Annotated in this window: 26 protein-coding genes and 1 tRNA gene; 18 read left to right on the forward strand and 9 right to left on the reverse strand. The window is 61.2% G+C overall.

Annotated features, from left to right (window positions below; all coding sequences use genetic code 11):
• Positions 1 to 88 precede the first annotated feature (88 nt).
• From WC026_RS00285 to WC026_RS00330, 10 genes are all read left to right on the forward strand, one after another.
• Positions 89 to 2308 (forward strand): bifunctional (p)ppGpp synthetase/guanosine-3',5'-bis(diphosphate) 3'-pyrophosphohydrolase, encoded by a 2220-nt coding sequence (locus WC026_RS00285; protein ID WP_372708790.1) that lies wholly within the window; start codon positions 89 to 91, stop codon positions 2306 to 2308.
• 79 nt (positions 2309 to 2387) lie between these two features.
• On the forward strand, positions 2388 to 2927 hold the full coding sequence (locus tag WC026_RS00290; RefSeq protein WP_372708791.1) for a DUF2062 domain-containing protein: 540 nt from the start codon (positions 2388 to 2390) through the stop codon (positions 2925 to 2927).
• 47 nt (positions 2928 to 2974) lie between these two features.
• Positions 2975 to 3793: a pyridoxine 5'-phosphate synthase gene (locus WC026_RS00295; RefSeq protein WP_372708792.1), complete on the forward strand. Its 819-nt coding sequence runs from the start codon at positions 2975 to 2977 to the stop codon at positions 3791 to 3793.
• Complete coding sequence (gene acpS / locus WC026_RS00300; protein ID WP_372708793.1) at positions 3790 to 4206, forward strand: holo-ACP synthase; 417 nt, start codon at positions 3790 to 3792, stop codon at positions 4204 to 4206. The genes WC026_RS00295 and acpS overlap by 4 nt, the downstream gene beginning before the upstream one ends.
• Before the next feature lie 172 nt (positions 4207 to 4378).
• Positions 4379 to 5146: a signal peptidase I gene (lepB, locus tag WC026_RS00305; RefSeq protein ID WP_372708794.1), complete on the forward strand. Its 768-nt coding sequence runs from the start codon at positions 4379 to 4381 to the stop codon at positions 5144 to 5146.
• 20 nt (positions 5147 to 5166) lie between these two features.
• Entirely contained in the window at positions 5167 to 5874 is a 708-nt protein-coding gene (rnc, locus tag WC026_RS00310) for a ribonuclease III (protein WP_372708795.1), read from the forward strand.
• Entirely contained in the window at positions 5861 to 6799 is a 939-nt protein-coding gene (gene era, locus WC026_RS00315; protein WP_372708796.1) for a GTPase Era, read from the forward strand. The genes rnc and era overlap by 14 nt, the downstream gene beginning before the upstream one ends.
• Positions 6800 to 6835: 36 nt before the next feature.
• Complete coding sequence (gene recO / locus WC026_RS00320; protein ID WP_372708797.1) at positions 6836 to 7555, forward strand: DNA repair protein RecO; 720 nt, start codon at positions 6836 to 6838, stop codon at positions 7553 to 7555.
• A gap of 631 nt (positions 7556 to 8186) precedes the next feature.
• Positions 8187 to 9197 (forward strand): hypothetical protein, encoded by a 1011-nt coding sequence (locus WC026_RS00325; protein WP_372708798.1) that lies wholly within the window; start codon positions 8187 to 8189, stop codon positions 9195 to 9197.
• Positions 9198 to 9373: 176 nt separating this feature from the next.
• On the forward strand, positions 9374 to 11392 hold the full coding sequence (locus WC026_RS00330; protein ID WP_372708799.1) for an acetyl-CoA carboxylase biotin carboxylase subunit: 2019 nt from the start codon (positions 9374 to 9376) through the stop codon (positions 11390 to 11392).
• A gap of 33 nt (positions 11393 to 11425) precedes the next feature.
• On the opposite strand, the gene WC026_RS00335 is transcribed toward WC026_RS00330, so the two are convergent.
• Positions 11426 to 12274 carry a LysR family transcriptional regulator gene (locus tag WC026_RS00335; protein ID WP_372708800.1) on the reverse strand — a complete coding sequence of 283 codons (849 nt, stop codon included), beginning with the start codon at positions 12272 to 12274 and terminating at the stop codon, positions 11426 to 11428.
• 128 nt (positions 12275 to 12402) lie between these two features.
• Positions 12403 to 12573 (reverse strand): hypothetical protein, encoded by a 171-nt coding sequence (locus WC026_RS00340; RefSeq protein ID WP_372708801.1) that lies wholly within the window; start codon positions 12571 to 12573, stop codon positions 12403 to 12405.
• Between the two features lie 27 nt (positions 12574 to 12600).
• Between WC026_RS00340 and WC026_RS00345 the strand changes: the two genes are divergently transcribed.
• Positions 12601 to 12897 carry a hypothetical protein gene (locus WC026_RS00345; protein ID WP_372708802.1) on the forward strand — a complete coding sequence of 99 codons (297 nt, stop codon included), beginning with the start codon at positions 12601 to 12603 and terminating at the stop codon, positions 12895 to 12897.
• A gap of 85 nt (positions 12898 to 12982) precedes the next feature.
• Here WC026_RS00345 and lipB read toward each other — a convergent pair whose 3' ends face one another.
• The gene (gene lipB / locus WC026_RS00350; RefSeq protein ID WP_372708803.1) at positions 12983 to 13711 is read right to left on the reverse strand and encodes a lipoyl(octanoyl) transferase LipB; all 729 of its coding nucleotides are present in this window, start codon (positions 13709 to 13711) and stop codon (positions 12983 to 12985) included.
• Positions 13712 to 13962: 251 nt separating this feature from the next.
• Here lipB and WC026_RS00355 point away from each other — a divergent pair.
• Positions 13963 to 14049 (forward strand) — tRNA-Leu (locus tag WC026_RS00355).
• A 246-nt stretch (positions 14050 to 14295) separates the two neighbouring features.
• Here WC026_RS00355 and WC026_RS00360 read toward each other — a convergent pair.
• The gene (locus WC026_RS00360; protein ID WP_372708804.1) at positions 14296 to 15354 is read right to left on the reverse strand and encodes a polysaccharide deacetylase family protein; all 1059 of its coding nucleotides are present in this window, start codon (positions 15352 to 15354) and stop codon (positions 14296 to 14298) included.
• 243 nt (positions 15355 to 15597) lie between these two features.
• On the opposite strand from WC026_RS00360, the gene WC026_RS00365 reads away from it, so the two are divergent.
• A complete protein-coding gene (locus WC026_RS00365; RefSeq protein WP_372708805.1) occupies positions 15598 to 16059 on the forward strand; it encodes an N-acetyltransferase family protein in 462 nt (153 codons plus the stop codon).
• Between the two features lie 265 nt (positions 16060 to 16324).
• On the opposite strand, the gene WC026_RS00370 is transcribed toward WC026_RS00365, so the two are convergent.
• The 5 genes from WC026_RS00370 to WC026_RS00390 form a co-directional block, all read right to left on the reverse strand.
• Entirely contained in the window at positions 16325 to 17341 is a 1017-nt protein-coding gene (locus tag WC026_RS00370) for a hypothetical protein (protein WP_372708806.1), read from the reverse strand.
• Between the two features lie 91 nt (positions 17342 to 17432).
• Entirely contained in the window at positions 17433 to 18764 is a 1332-nt protein-coding gene (locus tag WC026_RS00375; protein WP_372708807.1) for a hypothetical protein, read from the reverse strand.
• 104 nt (positions 18765 to 18868) lie between these two features.
• Positions 18869 to 19558, reverse strand: a complete 690-nt coding sequence (locus WC026_RS00380) for a hypothetical protein (protein ID WP_372708808.1) — start codon at positions 19556 to 19558, stop codon at positions 18869 to 18871.
• Positions 19559 to 19570: 12 nt separating this feature from the next.
• A complete protein-coding gene (locus WC026_RS00385) occupies positions 19571 to 20062 on the reverse strand; it encodes an isoprenylcysteine carboxylmethyltransferase family protein (protein ID WP_372708809.1) in 492 nt (163 codons plus the stop codon).
• Between the two features lie 92 nt (positions 20063 to 20154).
• Complete coding sequence (locus WC026_RS00390) at positions 20155 to 20658, reverse strand: hypothetical protein (protein WP_372708810.1); 504 nt, start codon at positions 20656 to 20658, stop codon at positions 20155 to 20157.
• Between the two features lie 201 nt (positions 20659 to 20859).
• Here WC026_RS00390 and WC026_RS00395 point away from each other — a divergent pair, with 201 nt between their 5' ends.
• From WC026_RS00395 to WC026_RS00415, 5 genes are all read left to right on the forward strand, one after another.
• Positions 20860 to 21291 (forward strand): hypothetical protein, encoded by a 432-nt coding sequence (locus WC026_RS00395; protein ID WP_372708811.1) that lies wholly within the window; start codon positions 20860 to 20862, stop codon positions 21289 to 21291.
• Positions 21292 to 21364: 73 nt separating this feature from the next.
• Positions 21365 to 21802, forward strand: coding sequence for a DUF1489 family protein (locus tag WC026_RS00400; RefSeq protein ID WP_372708812.1), 438 nt, complete (start codon positions 21365 to 21367; stop codon positions 21800 to 21802).
• A 19-nt stretch (positions 21803 to 21821) separates the two neighbouring features.
• Positions 21822 to 22934 carry a pyridoxal phosphate-dependent aminotransferase gene (locus WC026_RS00405; protein ID WP_372708813.1) on the forward strand — a complete coding sequence of 371 codons (1113 nt, stop codon included), beginning with the start codon at positions 21822 to 21824 and terminating at the stop codon, positions 22932 to 22934.
• A gap of 70 nt (positions 22935 to 23004) precedes the next feature.
• The gene (locus WC026_RS00410) at positions 23005 to 24189 is read left to right on the forward strand and encodes an MFS transporter (protein WP_372708814.1); all 1185 of its coding nucleotides are present in this window, start codon (positions 23005 to 23007) and stop codon (positions 24187 to 24189) included.
• A gap of 88 nt (positions 24190 to 24277) precedes the next feature.
• Positions 24278 to 24583, forward strand: a complete 306-nt coding sequence (locus WC026_RS00415) for a hypothetical protein (RefSeq protein ID WP_372708908.1) — start codon at positions 24278 to 24280, stop codon at positions 24581 to 24583.
• Positions 24584 to 24587 lie beyond the last annotated feature (4 nt).

Here is a 24587-nt window from a genome sequence, read left to right on the forward strand (position 1 = left end):
CGGTTCCATCGCATAGCCGCACCCCGTTTGTCTTTAATCTGCGCCGCAGATTCAGGTACGCTTGCGCCCGGAAGGAGTGCGGCGGGTCATGATGCGGCAGTACGAACTCGTCGAGCGGGTTCTCAAATACGATCAAAAGGCCGACGAGGCGCTGCTCAATCGCGCCTACGTCTACGCGATGAAGGCGCATGGCAATCAGAAGCGTGCGTCAGGCGCGCCCTATTTTTCCCATCCTCTCGAAGTCGCCGCCATCCTCACCGAGCTGAAGCTCGACGACGCCACGATCGCAACGGCCCTGCTGCATGACGTCATCGAGGATACCGACGCGACGCGAGCCGAGATCGACCAGATGTTCGGGGCCGAGATCGGCAGCCTCGTCGACGGCCTGACGAAGATAAAGCGCCTCGACCTCGTTTCCAAAAAGGCGGAGCAGGCCGAGAATTTCCGCAAGCTGCTGATTGCGATTTCGACCGATATCCGCGTCCTCTTGGTGAAACTCGCGGACCGACTTCACAATATGCGGACCCTCGAGCACATGAAGCCCGAGAGCCGTCAGCGCAATTCCGAGGAAACGCTCGATATCTACGCGCCGCTCGCGGGCATGATGGGCATGCAGGCGCTGCGCGAGGAACTCGAGGATCACGCCTTTCGCTGGCTGCATCCGCAAGCCTACGAGATCGTGACGGAAAAGCTGGTTGAATTGCGCCAGCCCAATCGTGGTCTCGTCGAGGAAATTCGGCGCGCGATCGCGCACAAATGCGCCGACGCCGGTATCAAGGCGGAAGCCGCGGGGCGCGAGAAAAAACCTTACGCGATCTGGCGTAAGATGGAAAACAAGCAGATCAGCCTCGAGCAGCTTTCCGACATCTACGGATTTCGCGTCATCGTCGACTCGATCGAGGATTGCTACCGGGTACTCGGCATCGTCCACACCACGTGGAGCACGGTGCCCGGCCGCTTCAAGGACTATATCTCGGCGCCGAAGCGCAACAACTATCAGTCCATTCACACGACCGTTTACGGTCCGCGCCATCAGCGCGTCGAACTGCAAATCCGAACGCGCGAAATGCAGCATATCGCCGAATACGGCATCGCCGCCCATGCGCTCTACAAGGACCGGCAGTATCAGGCGAACGGCAGCGGCTCCGACGAAGACGCCGACGACAGTCCCTACGGGCGCCTCCGGGTGATGATTTCCTCGCTGCTCGAAGCGGCCAATCCGGAAGAATTTCTCGAGCACACGAAGCTCGAGCTTTTTCACGATCAGGTCTTCTGCTTCACGCCGAAAGGACGCCTCATCGCATTGCCGCGCGGGGCGACGCCGCTCGATTTTGCCTACGCCGTCCACACCGACGTCGGCAACGAAGCCATTGCCGCTTACATCAACGGCCGTCATGTGCCGATCGATACGCATTTGCGTAACGGCGATGAAGTCGTGATCGAGACATCGAAGAGCCACGTGCGCTCGGCCGCCTGGGAAGCCTTCGCCATCACGGGGCGCGCCCGAGCGGCGATCCGCCGCGCGGCGCGCGAAGCCGAGAGGAAACGCTTCATCGAGCTTGGCCGTCAGCTCGTCGGCTCGACGCTGGCGGGCATGGAGATTGATTATTCCGAAGAGAAGATAAAGGCCGCCGCTCCCAAGATGGGGTTCAAGTCGGCCGACGAGCTTCTGGCGGCGGTCGGTCGCAACGACGTCGTGTTGCCGGATATCCTCGCCGCGATCATGCCCCAGACGGGCGCAAGTCCGATCGACGAAGGCTATAAACCGAGCCGCAGATTTGGCCGCGCGCAAGCGCAGGACGGCTGGTTCAACATCGAAAAGATCGAAAGCCTGAAATTCCGCACTGCGGAAATCGATAATGCCGCAACGATTTCAATCGGCGGCCCGAGTCAGGACCTTCCCGTCCGCTTCGAGCCGGGCGGCGCCGTTCCCGGTGATCGGATCGTCGGCGTCATGGCCCCCGGAGAGGGCATCCGCGTGTTTCAGATCCATTCGCCGCGCCTCAAGGAATATGAGGAAGCCCACTGGATCGATGCGACATGGGACGTCGATCCCGAGCATCCGCAGCGATTTCCCGCGCGAATCAGCGTAACTGCCCTTAATGCGCCAGGCTCGCTGGCCGAAATCGCCAAGATTATCGGCGAGACCGGCGGCAATATCGATAACATCAGGATGGCGAAGCGTGCAGCGGACTTTACGGTCATGCACATCGAGCTTGAGGTCTTCGATTTGGTGCATTTGAACCACATTATCGCAGGCCTCAGGGCGAAATCTTCCGTCGCGAAGGTTGAACGTCTGTTCGAGTAGCTTAATCTGCGCCTAGGTTCGGGCGCGTAGGAGAGCCGGCACAGGGCGTACGATGGTCCATCGCAGTTTGCGAGATAGGGTGTCAGTTGCTTCGGATGTTGCCGGTAGGTGGGCGCTGAAGCTGGTGCCCCTGCGCAAGCATCTCATCTATTATTGGCGCCGTATTCTGAGGCTCCGCGCGACGCCGCACGAAGTTGCGCTGGGATGCGCGGCCGGAGTTTTCGCCGCGTGCACGCCGTTTCTCGGCTTCCAGATGGCGCTCGCGGGCGCGATTGCGTTTCTGCTGCGTGTCAGCATTCCCGCCGCCTTGCTCGGGACATTCATCGGCAATCCGTTGAGCTGGCCCGCGATCTGGAGCGCATCCTACGTCGCCGGCGTCTGGGTGCTGGGCGATGATCCAGCCTATGCCGCCGAGCATTTCGTCCAGAGCGCCAACGCGCTGAGCGCGACACTGATGGCCCCGTCCCGGTCGCTCGACAGCGCGGTCGTCAGTCTGTCGCCGATTATCGAGCCGCTGGTCATCGGCGGACTGCTCGTCGGCTTGATCGCAGCCGTATTTAGTTACTATCCTACCCGACAGGCCGTGCGCGTTTTTCAGAAACGTCGTAGAGCCCGCTGACCGGCGGACGCCGGTCCCCCGTAACGACATTCCGATGGCCCAAGATCGTGCCTGCTCCTCATAAATCTGAAAAATCCGCAATCGCTGCCGCGCGTCGCGCTCCGCTGCGGCTCGGCGTCAACATCGATCACGTTGCAACGCTGCGCAATGCGCGGGGCGGCGTGCATCCCGACCCGCTCCGCGCCGCGCATCTCGCGATCGAAGGCGGCGCCGACGGCATCACCGCGCACCTTCGCGAAGACCGCCGCCACATCTCGGACACCGATATAACGCGCCTCAAGAACGAGCTGACGCGGCCGCTCAATCTCGAAATGGCGGCAACGGACGAGATGCTCAAAATTGCGATCCGTCACGTGCCGAATGCGTGCTGTCTCGTGCCCGAGCGTCGCGAGGAAAGGACGACGGAGGGTGGCCTCGACGTGCAGGGCAGCGTCAAGACGTTGCAGCCCTTTGTCGCGAAACTCCAGGACGCAGGCATCCGCGTTTCGCTGTTCATCGAGCCCGATATCAAGACCATCGAAGCGGCCGCGAATGTCGGCGCCGACATCGTCGAGCTTCATACGGGCCGCTATTGCAATCTGGCGCTCGAGCATGACGCGGCTGGCGTCGCGCGAGAAATCGAGCGCCATGCGACAGCCGCTCGGGCTGCCGCCTCTGCTGGTCTCGAAGTCCACGCGGGTCACGGATTGACCTACAACACAGTCAAGCCGATCGCCCAGATGCCGGAGATTGTCGAGCTTAACATCGGCCACTTCCTGATCGGAGAAGCAATCTTCGGCGGCCTGTCGGGAGCCGTCAGGCGTATGCGGCTGTTGATGGATGAAGCGCGGGATGACGTTGCGCGCACGGGTCGGTCCGATCGATGATCCTCGGCATCGGCAATGACCTCTGCGATATTCGCCGCATCGAAAAAACGATCGAGCGTTATGGCGATCGTTTCCTGCTGCGCGTCTTCACGGAGGAGGAACGTCGCAAAGCCCTGTCGCGCGCACACCCGGCCCGCACGTTCGCCAAGCGCTTCGCGGCCAAGGAAGCTGCCACGAAGGCTCTGGGGACGGGCTTTAGCAACGGCGTCTATTTCAGCGATATCGGGGTCGTTAACGCGCCGAGCGGCCGCCCGATCCTGGCTCTGACAGGCGGCGCCGCCCGCCATTTGGCGATGCTCACTCCGAAAGGCTTTACGGCCCGCATCGACGTCACCTTGACGGATGAATATCCGCTGGCCGAGGCATTCGTCGTGATCTCCGCGGTCGCCAGCGACGACGTCCGCCCAGGCTGAGCCGTCAAATTTCGCCATGCCCGGCACGAGGGGTGCGACCTACTGTTTTCACTTACGTTTTTGTCATGTTGCCGCGTTTCATTGCGGGCCTTTGGCAAACTCGCTATAGCGAACCGCTGACATAAATCGAGTCCGGCCGATGCCGCTCGGCGGCGCAGAGGAGCCTCCCTGAATGAGCATTGGTACCAAGACGTCGGGATCGAGTTGGTCGGAAACCCTCATCATCGTCGTCGAAGCGCTCGCGATCGCGATGCTCGTTCGCATCTTCTTCTTCCAGCCGTTCAATATACCGTCGGGCTCCATGAAGGAGACGCTTCTCGTTGGCGACTACCTCTTCGTGTCGAAGCTCTCCTACGGCTACAGCAAGTTTTCATTTCCCTTCAGTCCGGATCTTTTCTCCGGCCGGATTTGGGGCGCCGAGCCAAAGCGTGGCGACGTCGCGGTGTTCAAGCTGCCACGAGACAATTCGACCGATTACATCAAGCGCGTCATCGGCCTTCCGGGCGACGAAATCCAGATGAAGAGCGGCCAGCTCTTTATTAACGGGCAGGGGGTGCCGAAGGTCGCGGCGGGTACGTTCACGACGCGCGAGGAAGGCCGGGAGCGGGCTATTCCCGTCTATCAGGAGACGCTTCCGAACGGTGTCAAATACGACGTTCTCGACAGCGATCCGGACGGCCCCTACGACAATACCAGCGTCTATAAAGTCCCGCCCGGCCATTACTTCATGATGGGCGACAACCGCGACAACTCCACCGACAGCCGGGTCCAGTCGTCCCGCTATGGCGTTGGCTTTGTTCCGTACGAGAACTTCATCGGACGGGCCGAGATCATCTTCTTCTCCGCCGATGTCGATGAGCCGGACGCCTTCCGCTGGTGGTCGCCATGGACATGGCCATTTGACATCCGCTGGAACAGGTTCTTCCATCTCGTGCGGTAAACCGCTACCAGCACAGACACATGTTGAGACCTCGAAAATTCAAGGAGCTTGAAACCAAGCTCGGGCATCGCTTCAAGGACCCCGGTCTTTTGGAGCGGGCCTTGACGCACGCCAGCGTTCGCGGCGGAAAAATCGCGCGCTTCGATAACGAGCGCCTGGAATTCATCGGCGATCGCGTGCTTGGGCTTGCGATCGCCGAGATCCTGAATCAGCAATATCCCGAGGCGAGCGAAGGCGAGCTTGCCCGCCGCTATAACCAGCTGGTGCGTGGCGAAGCCTGCGCCAAGGTCGCGCGCAACATCGGCCTCGGCGCGCATCTCATTCTGTCGGAAAGCGAAGCCGACAGCGGCGGGCGCGACAAGACGACAATTCTTGCCGACGCCGCGGAAGCGTTGCTCGGCGCCGTTTTCATCGACGTCGGTTTCGAGAAGGCTCGCACCGTCGTTCGCAAGCTTTGGCAAGAGCAGTCGGAGCCCGTGCCGGAAGTTGCGGTCGATGCCAAGTCGGCATTGCAGGAATGGGCGCAAGGCCAGGGTCTGGCGCTGCCGAAATATACGGTCGTATCGCGCAAGGGGCCGGATCACGCTCCGCGATTCACCGCCGAAGTCATCATTGCCGGACGTGCGCCTGCTCAAGGCGAAGGCGCATCGAAGCGCATCGCGGAACAAGCCGCTGCCACGGCACTTTTAACCCGCGAGGGAGAAGGAGGCCGTCTTGGCGAAATCTGACGAAGCGCACGGAGCGTCCGAAGCCGGCGAACGGCGTTGTGGATTTGTGACCGTGCTCGGGCCGACGAACGCGGGCAAGTCGACGCTCGTCAACGCGCTGGTCGGAACCAAGGTTGCCATCGTTTCGCACAAGGTGCAGACGACGCGGGCGCCGATCCGTGGCATTGCCGTCGAGGGTCAGAGTCAGATCGTATTTCTCGATACCGCCGGCATCTTCAATCCGAAGCGCCGGCTCGATCGCGCCATGATCGATGCGGCGTGGAGCGGTCTCGAGGACGCCGACGCCGTGCTTCTGGTCATCGACGCCGCCGCCGGTCCCGACGATGATGTCATGGGGATCGTCGAGCGTTTGAAAACGGCGCGCATGAAGCGCGTCGCCGTTCTGAACAAGATCGATCGGGTCGAGGACAAGCCGAAGCTGCTGGCGCTGGCGAAACGTCTCGATCAGGAACTGGCCTTCGACCGGATCTTCATGGTCTCGGCGCTCGATGGCAAAGGCGTCGCCGATCTGCGCACATATCTCGCTGGAGCCGTCCCCGTTGGTCCTTGGCATTACGGCGAAGACGACGTCACCGACGTTCCGATGCGCACGCAGGCCGCCGAGATGACGCGCGAGTGCATCTATCGCTATCTGCACCAGGAGCTTCCCTACACGACGACCGTCGAAACGATGAGCTGGAAGACGCTGAAGGACGGTTCGGCACGCATCGAGCAGACGATTTATGTCGAGCGCGACGGGCAGAAAAAGATCGTCCTCGGCAAGAACGGCGCGACCATCAAGCAAATTTCAAGTTCCGCCCGCCGCTCGATCGAGGAAATGGCGGGTCATCGCGTGCATCTGTTCCTCTTCGTCAAAGTGCGCGAGAATTGGGAAAGCGACCCGGAACGCTACCGCGAGATGGGCCTGCCGTTCCCGAAGTCGTGAGGCGCCCGACGATCTCCGAATGGCGATCTCTGAATTATGCAATGGACGGATGAAGCCATCGTTCTATCGGTCAAGCCGCACGGTGAAACGGCGGCGGTCATAGAACTGTGGACGCGGACGCACGGCCGCCACCTCGGCCTCGTTCACGGCGGCCGGTCGCGCCGCCTCCGTCCCATTCTGCAAGCCGGCAATCACGTTGACGCAACCTGGAAGGCGCGACTTGCCGATCAGCTCGGCCATGTGACGATTGAAATGCGCCGCGCCTTTGCGGCCGAAACGCTCGACGATGCCGCAGCCCTTGCGGCGCTCTCGACGCTGACGACGTTGACGCGCCTGCTGCCCGAGCGCGACCCGCATCCGAACCTCTACGAAATCACCCTTTTTGTTCTGGGCTTCTTGAATGACGCAACGGTTTGGCCGGCGCTCATGGTGCGCTGGGAACTGGCGCTCCTCGACGAATTAGGATTTGGTCTCGACCTCAGCCAATGCGCGGCGACGGGCAGCAACGACCAGCTGATCTATGTCTCTCCGCGAACGGGACGCGCCGTATCAGCGTCCGCAGGCGAACCATACCGGGATAGGCTGCTTCCGCTTCCCGCATTTCTGACCAAGAATAGATCGGGTCACGTGACCGAAGACGACGTCCGCTTAGGCTTTGCGCTGACGGGACATTTTCTTGAAACGCGCATTCTGCTCCCGCGCGGACAAAGCCTGCCGCAGCCGCGCTCGCGATTGTTGGCGCATCTCGCGCAGTGACCTCCTTCGAAGCGACGGGCTGCGCAAAGAGAATTCGGCGACGGAAACTCCGCGCACGCCCGTTCATAGATTGACTGCGTGCGAGTTGATCGCGGGATCTCTCGCTACGCAGTCAGCCATCGCTTTGCGGAGATTTCCCCCCGTCTCCGCAAAGAGCTTCTACCGGTCTTTTGCGTTCGCGCTCCTAGACTGCAAGCGTAAACGGCCGAATAGGCCCGTCCGGCAGCCCCCCGCCGGACGGGCCATAATTTTTTATGTCGCCAGCCGCCGGCATTCGGTTCTCGTGTGTCGCGTCCGTTCGACGCCGACATTAAAAATTGGAAATGCCACGCCGTCGCCGACGCCCTTCAGCAACGGTTCATCCGCAGTGACAGAAATAGAGGTCCATTAGCGCTCGACATGTTTCCTGCTGCGCTTGCGGGAGCGCTGCAGGAATGAACGAGGATCGCAGCTTGGGGCTGCGGTCCTCGATCTCCTGCCGCCGCACGGCCATTGCCTGTGCCGTTGCCGCTGAGCCGCATCGGAATGCCCATATTGGCCATCGTTTAATTTTCGCGCAGCCTTTAATCCGCGATTAAGCATAGGACCCTACTCTCAACCGCAGTTGCCGGCGCTTGGGGTTGGGTTACCGATGAGTGGGTTGCAGTCGCTTCGGGTTGGGGAAATCGTAAATCGCGGGAGCCTTGAAGGTTCGGATTTACGCGCCTTACGGCAGGTGTTTTACGAGGACGGCATCGTCACTGCGGAAGAGGCCGGGCTCATCTTCGATCTCAACGACGCTTGTCGCGAGCGTCCGGCCGACTGGGCTGATTTTTTCATCGAAGCCGTCACCGACTACGTCGTCTTTCAGGAAAAGCCGCAAGGCTATCTGACGGCGGACAACGCCCATTGGCTGATCGAGCGCATCTCTCATGATGGCCGCGTCGACAGCAAGACCGAGCTCGAGCTGCTGGTCAATGTTCTCGACAAGGCGCGTTGGGCTCCCGTCAGTCTCGTCAAATTCGCGCTCGAGCAGGTCAAGGCCGCCGTCATTCATGGCGATGGTCCGCTGCGGGCTGGCAAGTCTCTCTCCGCAGGCGCCATCACCGAAGCCGAAGTCGATCTGCTCCGCCGCATGATCTACGCGTTCGGCGGCGATGGTCACATCGCGATCACCCGCGCCGAGGCCGACGTCCTGTTCGACATCGATGAAGCCGTCGCCGATCAGAAACCCAATCCGGTCTGGACGGACTTTTTCGTCAAGGCGATCGCCAACGTCATGATGGCGGCGTCGGGCTATCGGGTTCCCTCGCGCGAGGAAGCGCTGCGCCAGGAAGCAAGCCTGCATGAGCCGGACCAGCAAACGTCCGTGCTCGCCGCGCTTCTCTCGATGGTTCGCGCCAATCTCGCGTCGATCCAGGACGCCTATCAGGACCAGACGAGCGAAGAGCGCGCTTTGGCGCGGCTCGAGCACCAGCGGATCCAAATCATCACCAACGAAGAGATTACCGAGGCCGAGGCGGCTTGGCTCGTCAGCCGCCTGGGTCGCGACGGGCGTTTGAGCCCCAGCGAAACGGCGCTGGTGAAATATCTGGAGCAGGAAAGCCCAAAAATCCACCCCTCTCTCAGCGAGGCCGTGGCGCGGCTGGTCACCGCCGCCTGAGCGCCGGTGCGACGAAAGTCCAGGCTAAAGCCGTTTTATGCGGCAGGTGATCGCAGGTCCGGGAGGTCCAGCGCCGCCTTGCCATGTTTACGTCGTTCCCGCCACACTCTAGAACGGCTCGTTGCATTCCCATGAGCAGCGAAACAAACAATCACGGCAAAGACCGGGGACGGCCCATGTTCAAGAAAATTCTGATCGCAAACCGCGGTGAAATCGCCTGTCGCGTCATCAAGACGGCGCGCAAGATGGGCATCAAGACGGTGGCGGTCTATTCGGACGCCGATCGCGACGCCCTCCACGTCGAGATGGCCGACGAAGCCGTTCACATTGGTCCGGCGCCGGCAGCGCAATCCTACCTGCTCATGGACAAGATCATCGAGGCCTGCAAGGCGACCGGCGCCGAGGCGGTCCACCCCGGTTACGGATTTTTGTCCGAGCGCGAAGCATTCCCGCTCGCCCTTCAGAAGCATGGCATCGTCTTCATCGGTCCCAATCCCAGGGCGATCGCCGCGATGGGCGACAAGATCGAGAGCAAGAAAGCGGCAGCCGCCGCCAAGGTCTCAACCGTTCCCGGCTACCTCGGTGAAATCGGCGACGCCAAGCAGGCGGTCAAGATCTCCAACGAGATCGGTTATCCGGTGATGATCAAGGCCTCCGCCGGTGGTGGCGGCAAAGGCATGCGCATCGCCTATAACGCCAAGGAAGCCGAGGAAGGATTCCAGCTTGCGCGCTCGGAAGCGAAGTCGTCGTTCGGAGACGACCGCTGCTTCGTTGAGAAGTTCATCGAAAATCCCCGCCACATCGAAATTCAGGTGCTGGGCGATAAGCACGGCAACGTCGTCTATCTTGGCGAACGCGAATGCTCGATCCAGCGCCGCAATCAGAAAGTGCTCGAGGAAGCTCCCTCGCCGCTGCTCGACGAAAAGACCCGCAAGTCGATGGGCGAGCAGGCCGTCGCGCTCTCGAAGGCGGTCGGCTATGACAGCGCCGGCACGGTGGAGTTCGTTGCCGGCCAGGATCGCTCCTTCTTCTTCCTGGAAATGAATACCCGCCTGCAGGTCGAGCATCCCGTGACAGAGCTCGTGACGGGCATCGACCTCGTCGAGCAGATGATCCGCGTCGCAGCCGGTGAAAAGCTTCCCTTCAAGCAGGCCGACATCAAGCTCAACGGCTGGGCAGTCGAAAGCCGCGTCTACGCCGAAGACCCGTTCCGCAACTTCCTGCCCTCGATCGGACGCCTCGTGAAGTATCGTCCCCCGGCCGAAGGCAAGAAGGACGGCGTGACGGTTCGCAACGATACCGGCGTCTTCGAAGGCGGCGAGATCTCGATGTTCTACGATCCGATGATCGCCAAGCTCGTGACGCACGCTCCGACCCGCGCCGCCGCGATCGAGGCCCAGGCCGGCGCGCTCGACGCTTTCTATATCGATGGCATCCAGCACAACATGCCGTTCCTCGCCGCCATGATGCAGCATCCGCGCTGGCGCTCCGGCAAAATCTCGACCGGCTTCATCAAGGAAGAATTTCCGGACGGCTTCGAACCCCGCGCGCCGGAAGGGGCCGATCTCATCACGCTCGCCGCGGTCGCCGGTGCGATCGATCACCTCGGTAACGCACGCCGCCGCGACATCACGCATCAAATGGCGGGCCGATCGATCAGCTTCGCCAAGCGCCGGATCGTCAAGGTCGGCGAAGCCAAGGTCGTGCTTGAAGCGATGGGCACGATCCCGGGGCCTTACTATATCTCGATCTTGAACGACGGTGGTGAGCCGACGAAAACGCTGGAGATCACCTCGGACTGGTGGCCCGGCGAGCCGGTCTGGCACGGCACCGTGGAAGGTGTCGCCGTCGCCGTGCAGGTCCGTCCGATCGCGAACGGCATGCTCCTATCCTATCGCGGCATGCAGGCGCCGACCTTCGTTTACACCGAGCGCGAAGCGGAACTCGCGGCGCTCATGCCGGTCAAGGTCGCGGCCGACATGTCGAAATATCTGCTGTGCCCGATGCCGGGCCTCGTGAAGGCCATCAACGTCACCGAGGGCCAGGATGTGAAGGCGGGCGACGCGCTCGCCGTCGTCGAAGCCATGAAAATGGAAAACATCCTGAAGGCCGAACGCGACGGCAAGGTGAAGAAGATCAGCGCGCAAGCCGGCGATAGCCTGGCCGTCGACGCAGTGATCATCGAGTTCGCCTGAAAGTAAACGACGATCAGCGACAGTGCCCCGCAGCTAGTTGAACTTGGCTGCGGCGCGCCGAAGCCCGCGCAAAATGGGCTCGAAAGCCTCTTCGTTCCGCGCCTCCGGGTAGACCATGTACACGGGATAAATGAACTTGCGGGCCCTTTTCGGCTCCCGCACGCGGCCGCGCGCGATGAGTTTTTTCACCATGCGCGCTGGAAAATAGCCGGAGCATTCATTGGCGAGCAGGTAGTCGAGGGCCATCGGTCCGAGATCGAGGCTGATGGCGGGATTGGCGTGCTGGGGGAAAGCGGCGGCGTGATCCTGCACGAAATCGATGCCCCAATCGACGAGCAGATAATCGCTGACGGTGCGGCGTCCCCCGGCTTTGGCTGAAGACACGAGGACGAATTCCTCGTCGAACAGGTGTTCGATGGTGAGACCTGGCGGCAGCGACGGGCGATACATGACGGCGAGATCCAACGTTCCCTCGATCAGACGCGGGCTTAACTGAGACGAGGCGCCCGCCGTCGCCGAGAGCGCGATGCCTGGGATATTCGCCCTCAGCCCCGACGCCCACTTCAATAGAAATCCGTTCCATAGGCTGAGCGGCGCACCGACCGAAATGTGCTCCGGATGCTGATCTGCAAGGGAAACTTGAAGCTGCGCCTGCTGCCAGACGCGCACCAGCGCCAGCGCATGTTTCTGAAAGAGTTCGCCGGCCCCCGTCAGTTCGACGCCGGACTTCGAACGCGTGAACAGCGGTCGTCCGAGCAGATCTTCGAGTCCTTTAATTCGAGCTGAGACGGTCGACTGCGTGATGTTGAGCTTTCGCGCAGCGTCAACGAAGCTGCCCGTCTCAGCAACAATCAGAAATGTGCGAGCGAGATTGACGTCCATTGGGTTCGAACTTCACATCTGAGATAAAAACTTATCTATCGACATTTTCGATATCACCAAACATCAAATTTCGTTTGTGCAATGTCTTGAAGTTTATAATGTCGAAAATGACTCGACTCGAGTCGGGTCTACAGACGCACGCGTCTGTCAACGATCAAAACGGAAGGACGATCCACAATGGCTAAAGCTGCAAAGAAAGCCGCCAAAAAAGCTCCTGCCAAAAAGGCAGCTAAGAAGAAAAAGAAATAATGACTTTCTGCCGTGATCGTGGGAGCCGCCGTATCGATATTCCAAAGCATACGGTTTGCACGATCGCAGCTCTTCTTATGACCTCGGCTGCTTCCGCAGCCACGATTACCAACCGCAGTGATAAGGACGTCAAACTCACCATCACTGAGGGGCCCTCTCGCCAAGACGAGGTTTTGCCGTCCGGCAAGGTGATCGATGGGGTCTGTCGGAAGGGCTGCATCATCCGCCTCAACGACAATTCGAAAGACGAGTACGAGCTTCAAGGCTCGGAAAGCGTCTCGGTCGAAGGGGGTTTTCTCTATTATGATTCTTCGAAGATCGAGGTAGCGCCGACCGGTGGCAGCGACACGGTCAACGGAGAGCGAAATAACTAGAGATTAGATTACGGCACGTGCATTCGGCGCCTGTATCCCCTCAGGATACAGGCGCCTTTTCTTTTTCAGTTCAGAAACTTAGTAATCACCTCGCACGGGAATTCTCGGAACCCGCCTCCGGCGGCTCGGCACGCTTCGTCGCCCCGAACGTGCGCTCGAAGTTCGCTCTCAATGCAACGTCGACATCATAGTTCGTGACCGGCAAGCCGAGGCCCGCGAGACTGGTGACGCCATAGTCGCGGATCCCGCACGGAACGATACCGTCGTAGTGGGAAAGGTCGGGATCGACGTTGATGCTCAAGCCATGCGTCGTGATCCCGCGACTGACGCGAAGTCCGATGGCCGCGATCTTCTCTTCGATGGCGCCAGTCGATGAAGCGCGCTTGACCCAGACGCCAACGCGATCCGGCCGCGTCTCGCCTGTGACGTTGAACTGAGCCAGCGTGCCGACGATCCAGGCTTCGAGCCGCGTGACGAAGGCCCGGATATCGAACCCCCGCGCCTTGAGGTCGAGCATCACATAGACGACCCTCTGACCCGGCCCGTGATAGGTGAACTGGCCTCCGCGCCCCGTTCGAAAGATCGGCAGCGCCGAGGGATTGAGGAGATCATCGTCTTTCGCTCCGGTGCCGCCCGTGTAGAGCGGCGGATGCTCGAGAAGCCAGATCAGCTCGGGAGACCCGTTGTCGCGGATTGCCGCAGCTCGACTGCGCATGGCGTCGAGCGCAAAAGGATATTCGATCGGACGATCGCTGATCGCCCAATCGACCGCGGGCGCGGAACCTGGAGCAGCGCGGGAATCGCTGGAAAACATAGTTATTATGTATGGCAGGCGGCGATCGATCGCCAGCCCGCTATGCTGTTGCCTGACGGAATGTGCGCTCCGGCTTCCCCTGCGCGAGCCTGCCGCGGTTCCTATTCATGCGCTGCTGTCATCATGATTGCCGCCAGAGCCAATCTGGCGCTTGCGTTCGCCAGACCGCTCTGTTACGTCGGGCGTCTTCGCGGTTGGGATTGCTTCGGTGGTTCCTATGCTTGCGATAGCCGGGCCTTAAGGTCCGGTCTGCGGTTGTGGCGGAATTGGTAGACGCACTACCTTGAGGTGGTAACGCTGGAAACGGCGTGGAGGTTCGAGTCCTCTCAACCGCACCATATGGCTCGCCAGGCCATTGGTCATCCCGGAAGCCCCCACCTTCCACGTTCAACAGTCCCTCAAAGGACGATGCAAGCGCGCGCGCTCGCGAAGCCTTGAGCACGCGCAAGCCCGGGTCGCGAGAAATATCGGGCGCGTCGATTTTCTCCCTACGGGTGGCTTTGCGCAGGCATCGCTGCTCAGCCCAGGCGAGCGCCTCCACGAAGGCGCCCCGCCACTCGCTCATTCGCCGAGGCGTCGTCTGCTCAGTTGAAAAAGTTGAACTGCCAGAGTGGAGCTTCGTCTTTCGGCGCTCCGGAGTTCCGCGCCTTGGCCGGCGTAGCAGCGGGCACGTCTTCGACGATCGACGGCTTGGCTTGCACTTTCTTCGCGGCCTTCGACGGCTTGTGCTTCGCGCCGGGAGGCGGCGTCATCGACCAGACGACGGAACGCTCGGCCATCGGATCGGCAGCCTTCGCGGCCGTCTTCGACGCAATCGCCTTTTCCGCTGCCGCATCATAAGACGCGATCGTTTCGACGGGCGCCTTAGCGACGAGGTGGACGACCTTGAAGCCTTTTTCGTGAAGCGCGGCAAGCAGCCCGGGCAGCATCTTCGCGGTCCAGGCGTGGATGTCGTGCATCAGAATGATGCCTTTCTTCGTCGTCGCAAGCTGCGTGAGAATGCGATTTTTGACGACATCGGGATTGCGCGTCAGGTAGTCCTTCGAATCGACGTCGACCCAGACAGCACCGATATGCCGGCTCTTGAGGTAGGCATCCGCCTGTCGGCTCGAACTCAGGTAGGGAAAGCGAAACAGCGGCGCAACCGGCGCTCCATTGGCTTTCGACACCGTGGAGATGGCGCTTTCGATCTGCTGGTCGATCGCCTTGGTGTTGGCGAACCGCATGTTCTTGTGTGACCAGGTGTGGGTGCCGATCGTATTTCCGCCCGCGGCAACTTCGCGAACCATGGCAGGATCCGACAGCGCCATCTGTCCGACCATGAAGAAGGTCGCCTTCGTACACTGATCGGCGAGCGCCTTCAGAATAGCCCTCGTGCTGGATTTCACCGGGCCGTCGTCGAATGTCAGGACGACTTCACCGTCCTTCAGAAACTGCGCCGCGCCCTTTTGGTCGCCGCCGATCGCAGGTCCGCCGGCGGTATCGATCTCGACCGTGCGCGACACACCGAGCGTCTTCCCATCGTCCGCGCAGGCATCCGCCTTGACCGCGCCACCGGCTTCGATTTCTGCGTAAACTGAGGGAACGGCTGCCAGCGAAAGCAACGCCGCAACAGCGATGACGGACAGTGAAGTGTGCCGCATGGGATCCTACTTGTTTACCGGTCCGAACGGCGACTTTTAGGGGGGTGAATATGAACGTTCAACGAATGCGCGGTTGTCTCGCCGCTATCGGCGCTCGCACTGTGACCCAATAGCCGCGATAATGAGCGGTTTATAGCGTAGATGCTGCCATTCGCGCGGCGCCCTGCCGCATTTGTTCCATCCGGTCCGTGGCGTGCCGAACGGCCATTGCCGGCTCTAAACTTGATCAGGACTTGCAACGCCATGGCTGACGTCGACACTGGCTCCATGAAGATCGAGGTTCGCCCAGTTACCGCCGACGACTACGAGGACTGGCTCCGGCTCTTTCGCGACTACATCGCATTTTACGAAGAGGAGGTGCCGGACGATATTATCGCAGCAGCGTGGCAGCGGTTGCTGGCGCGAGAGGACAACATGATCGCCCTCATCGCGACCGGGAATGATCGCGCGTTCGGCATCGCGAACCTGGTTTTCCATCGTTCGACATGGGCACGCGATTGGTATTGCTACCTCGAAGACCTTTTCGTCGCGCCGGAAGCGCGTGGAAAGGGCATCGGGCGGGCGTTGATCGAGGCCGTTTATGCCGAAGCCGACCGGCGCGGCGCATCCCGCACATATTGGGCGACGCAAGCCAAGAATGCGACTGCTCGGACGCTCTATGATCGCCTCGGAGTACTGACCGAATTCGTACAATATCGCCGCTAAAGTGCTTCCGGAAAAGTGGACCCCGGTTTTCCGATAAGAAGCACGACAAAACGAAGAGTGCTTCCGGAAAAGTGGGCACCGGTTTTCCGACAAGAAGCACGACAGAGCAAAGAGTGCTTCCGGAAAAGTGGACACCGGTTTTCCGATAAGAAGCACGACGAAACAAAAACCTAGAGCCGATCCGCGATTCAACGAAAAGCGGAAAGCGGAAAGCGGAAAGCGGAAAGCGGAAAGCGGAAAGCGGAAAGCGGAAAGCGGAAAGGCTCTAGTGCTGTCCGCCGGGAACTAAGCCGCCGATGTGGTCGAAGAGTTCGACCGCCTGAGGGTAAGCCTGCAGGATTTGCGACATGTCGTTCGAGAGCTCGCGCAGGCGCGCCTTTTGTGTCGCCGTCGGCGTTCCCGCGCGCATCAGGAGTTCAAGCTCGGAAAGCCGCTGTTCGAGATGCTGCGTGTTAGCTTGGCGCGCATAGAAGCGGTGCATTTCTACGATCGCCGAAAGCACCGTGCTGTAGTCGACGAACGAGCTGGCTGCGGGAGAGCCAGCTCCGTTGTACGGCGACGCTCCGTTGCCGAGTGAGGCCCCGTTTCCAGGCGAGGGAAGCGCCGGTTGGGTGCGGATCTGCCGGGGTGCGCCGCGCGCCGCGTCGGAAGCAGCGGGCGGTCGAGTGCGGGGAACATCGTGCTGCGGCGAAACCCGCTCGCCGGGCGCCGCGACCGCGGCTTGAGCATGCGCAGCGCCGTTATGGCCGCGTTGCGGCGGCAGGCTGGTCTTGCCCCCTGCGAGGCTCTCGATCTGCCCGCTTTCGAAATCGATCGAGAAAGCGATCGTGTCGTCTCCGCGATTGATCTTCTCGGTTAGGATGCCGCGCACTTCGTTGAGAATTGCGCTATCGGGCGCGGCGAAGCGTGACAGCACGCCATCATTCGACGAAATCAGCAGATACGGTGTCTTGTCTTGCCGCTTCAGCGCCAGCGCCGCGAAGGCGAGCGTGATGAAGCTCAGGAGCACGGTGGCCCCGGTTGGCGCAAGCGGACCAAACGATAGGTCTGGCCGCATCGACCCGAATGTCATCACCAGGAAAAGCGCAGCGAGTCCCCAATAGAGAAGGGTCGGCTTCGGCGCGACATGGGTGCCGACGGAAACCGTCGCGATGTTCGCGATCGGGATGGTCCGCGATGGTGTCGTGAGAACGCGGCCCTCGATGCGAAGCGCGTCAAACGTCTTCGTCGCGGCCGAGCTCTCTGGAATGCGTCCGTGAAATACCATTATAGAAGTGCTCACTTTCGGAGCTATCGCACTAGTTCTCATGCGGAACATAGTCGATACGCGTCGCAAACAGAAGCCCAGCGGTCGGGCAGCTGTTGATAGATCTTCAGCTCGCCGGCGCATCGAGCTTGCGCGTCAGGTCCTCGAACTCCTTGCGCAGTTCCTCGTTCTTGAAGATCTGGTCGAGGCTCGGTGATTCGAGCTTCTGGATCGCCTCGAACGACGTCGAACTTTCACGCATCAGGTCGCGCAGCTGAACGCTGGCTTCGACGGTTTCATACGTATTATCCGCGATTTTGAGATCGTGCGACGCCTTGAGCCGCGCCTTTGCGATCTGCTCACGCTGCTGCTGCAGGTAGCGGCGGTAGGTCTGCGCTGCCGAGTCGGCAATCTTCTGGCTGTCGCGATTCGATTCGAGCGCCCGCTGCTGGTCCGGGCGATTCTCGGCCTTCAGGAGATCGGCGGTCCGCCGCCGCGCCGCCGCGATATCCGCGATGATGGCCTCGAGTTTCGGCAGATACTGCGTATCGATCTTTGCTATTGTCGCGTCCTGGGCCTGCACGAGCATCGCGAAAAGCGCCGCATGCATCGCAAAATAGCGGCGAGCCGCGCCCATGTTGTCGCCCGTCGAGCCGATGAGCTTCGCCAGTTGCCCGTCGATCATCTTGGCGGCGTTGAAGACGGCGACGAGGCGGATGAGGTCGCCCGAGAGCACGCTGTCGAGCAGCAGGTCGACCTGCTCGGGCTGCAGTTCGATGCCGGCCGCCTTGAGCGCCGCACCAATTTCGCCCTTTTCCTTTTTGATCTCGGCGCGGTTCGCCCCGATACGCTTAAGGTTTTCCGCGATCTGCGCTTCGATCGAATCGACGGTATCCGTCAGGACGCCGGGGAAGTTCGCCTCTTTCGGTGCGACGAGCTGTTTTTCCTTCAGCTTGACGTTCTGGTCTTCGATATCGCGAATGTTATGGCGCAGCACATCAAGCTTTTTTTGAACGTCGACGACCGGCGCGTTGGTGACGATCCCGAGTGCCGCGTCGAGAAGATCGCGCACCTTGGTGTTGCGGTCTTCGCGCGTTTCCTTCCAGAATGGCGGGATGATGTAGTCGTCGCGGCTCGGAAGCTTGCTCGCCCCGGCGCGGGAATCGGCCGCGTCCTTGAGCACGGCATCCACCGCCGCCATCAGCGCCTTGGCTTGCTCATATTGAACATCGCCGTCGCGCGGGTCTTGGGCTGCAGCCTTGGCGGCGGCAGCCGAAGGACTGAGCGTATCGCTCTTGACTGTTGGATCGATCGGCGACGGCGTGTTGGTTTCGCGCGCCTTCAGCCAGTCGGCGATGGCGTCGCGTTTCGCCGCCTGTGCGGCGGCGCCGGTTGGAACGACCACACTTGCAATAAGCGCGAGGCATAAGGCCATCGCGGGCCGTCGCTGAACCGACATGGGCGCCTCCGTCGGCATCAATGGCACCGAAAATTCTGGCAAATCAATGTTGCGCTAACGTCGTTGATGCAACAAATCCAAATGCATTCAAATACTGGGCGAGGCTACAGCCGTGCCGCAATCCTGATCAACCTTAGAAAATCCTCGTCGATACTGCGCGCATCGTCGAGCAACAGCACGTCGGGAAACGTCGAAGCGGATTTGTTAACCGCGTCCGCAGGTTTAGCGCGATGAATGCCGGCGGCGCCAAAACTGGCGTAGAGCCTGAGCGCCTTGGGAGACGGCAGGAGTGCCGCGAACGGTTGCGGTTTTCCGATGACGATAAAGGAGCCCTGGGCATTGAATTCGGCGCCGGGAATGGCGCGCCCGATTTCGCGCAGCACGAGGTCGGCGAGCGGGCGTAGACCTTTTGCATCGGCAAGCAGACGTTCGATACCCGAGCGCGGCGGCGGCGCGGACGGTTTCAGCTCGCGCGGTGGCGGCGATGGCCTCTGGACAATCTCGAACGGGCGCGGACCGTGTCGCGTCGCCTCCGGCGGCCTTGGGCGCGCTGGCGGGGGAACGCTGCCGGGATCGCCGCCATAGATCAGCCGCCCGCCGTTGTGATGGATGCGCTCCAGCCAGGAGGCCCAGGAGAATTGAAACCCCTGGTGCCGAAGCCAGTCGATGATCGCATTACGGTCGCTATGCCCGCAGCCCCGGATTGCGATCATCCAGGCCGCGAGATCCCGGCCAGTGTCCTCCTTGAGGCTGGCGACGAAATCCCGCTCCATTTCCGCATAGTCGGTGCTCATCGCAAGTCTGCATCAAATCCAGCGGCGCGTCCGCGCTTTATAATCGAGGTACGCGTCACCGAATTGGCGTTCGAGATGACGTTCCTCCGGGATGATCTGCAGGATCGTGACCAGGATCGCGAAAATCAGCGCCGCGCCGACGAACCAGACCGACTTGGTGATTTCGGCTGTTCCCAGCAGCACCAGCATGTCGCCGAGATAAATCGGGTTCCGAAAACGCCTGAATGGTCCGGAAGTCACCAGCACGCTGGATGCTCCAGCGGGATGAAACGTCGTCCCGTTCCTGGTCAGCGTCCGGATGCTCCAGACGATCAGCGCTACGCCGGCGACGCCGAAGCCGATGCCGATCCAGTGCGCCGGACTGTCGTTCATTCCCGGCCAAGGGAGCGGCCAATTTCGCGTTGCGAGTGATGCCGCTGCGATCAGCACGACCAGCAGGACGGGCGGCCACGGAAAATTGTTCGCACGCTCGATCGGCGTCGCGTCTGCGTTCTGTTCGGTCATGACGGCAATCTACAGCCAAACGCGGCGAACGCCAGCCGGGCCGGTGACTGGTGTGTTACGACGCAAGCGGACTCGATACCCGGCGCGCTCTGTCAGGGCTGCTTCTTTTGGCCCGTGTCGGCAGGCGCCTTGCTTTTCTTGGGCGGCGCGATCCGGGGCACTGGCGAAACAAGCGGATCAGTTTGCTTGAGCTCGTAATCGAGGTCGAAGCTTTTGCAGCCCGCCGCTGCGAGACGCTGATTATAATCCTGGAGACGCTTCAGATCGGTCGCATGCTGGCCGTCCGGATCGCGCCCCGTCGCCGTCGTCCCGACCGTCGACGAGAAGATCGTCTGCAAGCCGCGCGAGACGCCCGATGCCTGCTTCCGCTCGCCAAACCCACGAAGCTGCAGGATCAGAACCTGCGTCCGTCCGGACAGCTGCTTGCAGTTGAGCTTTTTGTCGTCGACTGGGGCCTGATAGCCCGCGCCGTGGTCGCCGTCGCGCCACGAATTTTTTGCGTAGGCGCTGGCGATGATCGACGAGCTACCGACCCCCGCCACCAGCGTGAGAGGCACGACGACCGTGATCAGACTGAGCGAGGTGAGAAAACGCATTCGCACTCCGGCAGGCGCTAAAAGCGACGTTCAACATGATTCCGGGGCAGGCTAAAGGCAAACCCGGAGTACGCCAACGCATAGCCGCTTTTGGGCCGGCAGATTTGCGCTGGTTGCACGCCTCTGATTTCACTAAGATTATCGGAGCAGGAGGGCGGGCGGCCCGTCTGCGCGACGCTTTGTTCGGAGGGGATACGCGAGATGTCGATCGTGCGCATGGCGCTGCTGGCACTCATCGTTGTCGCGGCGGGATCGCCGTCGCTGGCGGATGAGCCTGGACCGGCGCATTTCGCCTGCGACTTCGCCACGGGGCATTCCTGGACGTATGAGTCGGGGAAATTCCGCTCCGAACCGCCGAAGGATCTCAAGTTTGAAATCAGCAACATAGATCTCGACAAGCAGTCAGCCACACTCATCCTTGATGGCAAGTCCGCCAATACGCTCAAGATCGTGCGCGCCTTGAACGCGAACACCTTCCTGGAAGTCGCGAACGAAGGCTTTCTGAACCTCACCACCATTTATGACCGCGATCCTGCGACCGGGGCTTATCCGGCCGTGCATTCGCGCCATTTCGGGCTCTTCGGCCAGCCGATGTTCGCGCAGTATCCTGGAACGTGCATGGCCAAGCCCTGAGCCGCATCGAAGTCCGGATAAGCTGTGGACAGGCGAGTTGCCGTCCAGCCGCCTCGGGAGCACAACAACCGGCATGACCCTGCATCTCGTCAAGCTCTGCGTCGGCGCAAGCTCAATCGAAGACCTCGCGGACTGGCAGCGCGAGAACCGGCAGTGCAAGTCACGCGACGGCAAAGCCTGCGTTTATCATCCGACGTATCAGTTCCCGAAACGGCGCGACGACCTGCTCGATGGCGGTTCTCTCTACTGGGTGATCCGCGGTACGATCCTCGTTCGCCAGAAGCTCGTCGGACTTGAAGACGGGACGAGGGATGACGGCACGCCGTGCTGCCATATCCAATTGGCGCTTCCGCTTATTCCCGTGCGGCCGACGCCGCGCCGTGCTTTCCAGGGCTGGCGCTATCTCGACGACGAGGACGCGCCGCCGGATCTCAAAGGCGGTAAAAGGGATCAGGTTGCGGTCATGCCGGCTGAGATGCGAAAGAAGCTCGCCGATCTCGGCCTCCTCTGAAGCAACCAGCTGAGAAGCAATGTCCCGCCCGCCTTTTGCGCCAACCATCGCGTCGCTGCCCAAGCTTGTTCCCTTTGTCGGACCCGAAGCGCTGGAGCGCGCCCGTGGACGGCCTTTCGCCGCTCGCCTCGGTGCCAACGAAAACGTCTTCGGGCCGTCGCCAAAAGCCGTCGCCGCGATGCGCGAAGCGGCCGCCGAAAACTGGAAGTACTCCGACCCCGAGAATTTCGAGTTGCGTTCCGCGATTGCGGCCCATCACGGTGTCGCAATCGAGAACGTGGTCGTCGGCGAAGGCATCGACGGTCTGCTCGGCCTGACGTGCACGATGTTTCTGACGCCTGACGCCGAGGTCGTGACCAGCGACGGCGCTTATCCGACCTTCAATTTCCATGTGCGCGCACATGGCGGCTCGCTCAATCTCGTTCCGATGCGCGACAAGCGCGAAGACATCCCGCGCCTCATCGAAGCGGCGAAAGCCGTGTCGGCCCGCCTGCTTTACGTCTCCAATCCGAACAATCCGATGGGAAGCTGGTTGCCGGCAGATGAGATGGCGCGATTCATCGGCGCCCTTCCGCCCGAAACGCTTTTGATCCTCGATGAAGCCTACGTCGAGACCGCACCGGCCGGAACCGCTCCGCCGATCGACGTTTCCAATTCACAGGTCGTGCACTACCGGACCTTTTCGAAGGCCTACGGATTGGCCGGAGCCCGCATCGGATACGCGATCGGCGAAAGCAGCGTGATCGAAGCCTTCGATAAGGTCCGCAATCATTATGGCATCAACCGCGTTGGGCAGATCGGGGCGCTGGCTGCGCTTCGGGACCAAGACTATCTGCGTGACGTCGTTGGCTCGATTGCTGCCGCGCGCGAACGCATCGCCGCGATCGCATCGGCGCACGGCCTGTCCCCGCTGCCATCCGGCGCGAACTTCGTCGCGATTGACTGCGGTCGCGACGGCGCCTTTGCGCAGCGTGTGCTGAAGGGACTGCTCGATCGCGACGTTTTCGTCCGTAAACCCATCGCCGAGGGCATCGACCATTGCATCCGGGTATCGTGCGGCCGCGACGATGATCTCGACGTCTTCGCCGACGCTTTACCGGCGGCGATCGAGGACGCGCACCAGTTGTCATAGAGCCCTCAGTCGCACCCATGACAACCTCGGGAATGAAGACAGCGCGCGTCTGGGCCGCTAAGGGAACCGGATGACAAGCACCAACGAACTCGGCCTTACCGCCGCTCAGCGCCTTCTCAGTCTTGCCGCCGTCACCGCGACGGCGTTCGGCGTCGGTCTTTCATTCGGCATCGGGTTTCCGCTGACGGCTTTGTCGTTCGAGGCTTGGGCTCAGCCCAAATGGATGATCGGGCTCGCAGGCGCGGTGCCTGCGATTGCCGTGCTGTTGGCTCTTCCGATTTTGCCGCGCGTGGTCATGAGGCTTGGCCCAGTCACCGCCATCGCATTCGGATGCCTCGTCGGCGCCGCTGGATTTGCTGCGCTCTATGCATTCCAATCGCCTTCGGCGTGGCTGATCATCCGATTGCTGATGAGCGTCGGTTTTGCGCTACCATGGCTCGCGGGCGAGACGTGGATCAATTCCGTATCGGAGGAGTCGACGCGCGGCCGGGTCATCGCCGTTTATGCGATCGTGTTCTTCACGGGGTTTGCGACCGGTCCGTTCGTTTTGCAAAATCTCGGCCTCGACGGGCCGTGGCCGTTCATCGTCGGCAGCGTAGGTTCGGCGTTTGCGACCCTGCCGATCTTGCTGGCCCGTCAGTTTGCGCCGGAATTTTGCCATGACGGGTCGCACCATGCGATCTCTGCTCTCCGGATGGCGCCGGCCGCGATGGCGGCAGCGTTCATTGGTGGTTTCGCCGAAATCACCAACCTGTCGCTCATTCCAAACGTTGGGCTCGCGGCCGGGCTGTCACAGAACGAAGCGCTGGGTCTGCTCAGTGCGATGACCATCGGCGGCATCGCTTTGCAGTTCCCGATTGGCTGGTTGTCAGACAAGGTCTCGCGCCATGCCGTAACGCTCGGCCTCGCGGTTGCGTTCGTTCTGCTTGTGCTGCTGTTGCCGTTCGTCCTGACAAATTTCGACGCGGCGCGGGTCGTCGCCTTCCTGATCGGGGGCGTTATCCTCGGCTTCTATACATTGGGCCTCGCGGTCATTGGAGAGCGCATCGGGCCAGGAGATCTCGCGGCCGCCAACGCCGCATTCCTTCTCATGTATCAGGGCGGCTCGATCATCGGTCCCTTTGCCGCCGGCGTGGCGATGACCGTATCGCCGGTCAACGGCTTCGTCGCGATCATGACCGGACTGATGATCGTTTGCGGTGTCGCGGTCGTGCTCCTCGAAAGGCGCGAGCGCCGCGCCGCTGCGCGTGGTTAACAGATTGTTTGCGTCGTCGCGCTAGCTTGCAAAGGTCGAAACGGAGCCTGCTTTGTGCAGTGGCTCAGCCCCGCGCAAGGTGCGTGCGATGATGCGATCGGTTCTTTCTTTTTTTTCTGTGTTGGCTTTCGGTGCGATGACGGCGGCGCTTCTTATTGCGCTTCTGCCGTGGGTGTCCGGACATGCGCCAGACAATCTCAAAGCCCTGGCCGACGGCCTGCAATTCAACTCGGTGATGTTGGGCTTGGTGTTCGGCTTGATGCTTGGCTCGCTCGGCCGATACAACTGGGCTGATATCCCGCGCCGCGTGGTGACATGGTTCCTCGTCCGCGAGCGCCAGTTTTTCTATTACGTTTTGATCGCGATGTGCGCCGGCGTGCTGCTGTATTACTGACGCT

Origin of the sequence: Hyphomicrobium sp. (assembly GCF_041674905.1) — a bacterium.
Taxonomy (GTDB): Bacteria; Pseudomonadota; Alphaproteobacteria; order Rhizobiales; family Hyphomicrobiaceae; genus Hyphomicrobium_B.

Coding starts and splice junctions, on each gene's coding strand:
- WC026_RS00400 (WP_372708812.1), top strand. CDS start 21,365: ATGACCCTGCATCTCGTCAAGCTCTGCGTCGGCGCAAGCTCAATCGAA.
- WC026_RS00365 (WP_372708805.1), top strand. CDS start 15,598: ATGGCTGACGTCGACACTGGCTCCATGAAGATCGAGGTTCGCCCAGTT.
- WC026_RS00340 (WP_372708801.1), bottom strand. CDS start 12,573: ATGCTTTGGAATATCGATACGGCGGCTCCCACGATCACGGCAGAAAGT.
- WC026_RS00335 (WP_372708800.1), bottom strand. CDS start 12,274: ATGGACGTCAATCTCGCTCGCACATTTCTGATTGTTGCTGAGACGGGC.
- WC026_RS00375 (WP_372708807.1), bottom strand. CDS start 18,764: ATGTCGGTTCAGCGACGGCCCGCGATGGCCTTATGCCTCGCGCTTATT.
- WC026_RS00415 (WP_372708908.1), top strand. CDS start 24,278: ATGATGCGATCGGTTCTTTCTTTTTTTTCTGTGTTGGCTTTCGGTGCG.
- WC026_RS00395 (WP_372708811.1), top strand. CDS start 20,860: ATGTCGATCGTGCGCATGGCGCTGCTGGCACTCATCGTTGTCGCGGCG.
- WC026_RS00345 (WP_372708802.1), top strand. CDS start 12,601: ATGACCTCGGCTGCTTCCGCAGCCACGATTACCAACCGCAGTGATAAG.
- recO (WP_372708797.1), top strand. CDS start 6,836: ATGCAATGGACGGATGAAGCCATCGTTCTATCGGTCAAGCCGCACGGT.
- WC026_RS00325 (WP_372708798.1), top strand. CDS start 8,187: ATGAGTGGGTTGCAGTCGCTTCGGGTTGGGGAAATCGTAAATCGCGGG.
- WC026_RS00390 (WP_372708810.1), bottom strand. CDS start 20,658: ATGCGTTTTCTCACCTCGCTCAGTCTGATCACGGTCGTCGTGCCTCTC.
- lipB (WP_372708803.1), bottom strand. CDS start 13,711: ATGTTTTCCAGCGATTCCCGCGCTGCTCCAGGTTCCGCGCCCGCGGTC.
- WC026_RS00285 (WP_372708790.1), top strand. CDS start 89: ATGATGCGGCAGTACGAACTCGTCGAGCGGGTTCTCAAATACGATCAA.
- WC026_RS00410 (WP_372708814.1), top strand. CDS start 23,005: ATGACAAGCACCAACGAACTCGGCCTTACCGCCGCTCAGCGCCTTCTC.
- WC026_RS00330 (WP_372708799.1), top strand. CDS start 9,374: ATGTTCAAGAAAATTCTGATCGCAAACCGCGGTGAAATCGCCTGTCGC.
- WC026_RS00405 (WP_372708813.1), top strand. CDS start 21,822: ATGTCCCGCCCGCCTTTTGCGCCAACCATCGCGTCGCTGCCCAAGCTT.
- WC026_RS00380 (WP_372708808.1), bottom strand. CDS start 19,558: ATGAGCACCGACTATGCGGAAATGGAGCGGGATTTCGTCGCCAGCCTC.
- lepB (WP_372708794.1), top strand. CDS start 4,379: ATGAGCATTGGTACCAAGACGTCGGGATCGAGTTGGTCGGAAACCCTC.
- rnc (WP_372708795.1), top strand. CDS start 5,167: ATGTTGAGACCTCGAAAATTCAAGGAGCTTGAAACCAAGCTCGGGCAT.
- WC026_RS00385 (WP_372708809.1), bottom strand. CDS start 20,062: ATGACCGAACAGAACGCAGACGCGACGCCGATCGAGCGTGCGAACAAT.
- acpS (WP_372708793.1), top strand. CDS start 3,790: ATGATCCTCGGCATCGGCAATGACCTCTGCGATATTCGCCGCATCGAA.
- WC026_RS00360 (WP_372708804.1), bottom strand. CDS start 15,354: ATGCGGCACACTTCACTGTCCGTCATCGCTGTTGCGGCGTTGCTTTCG.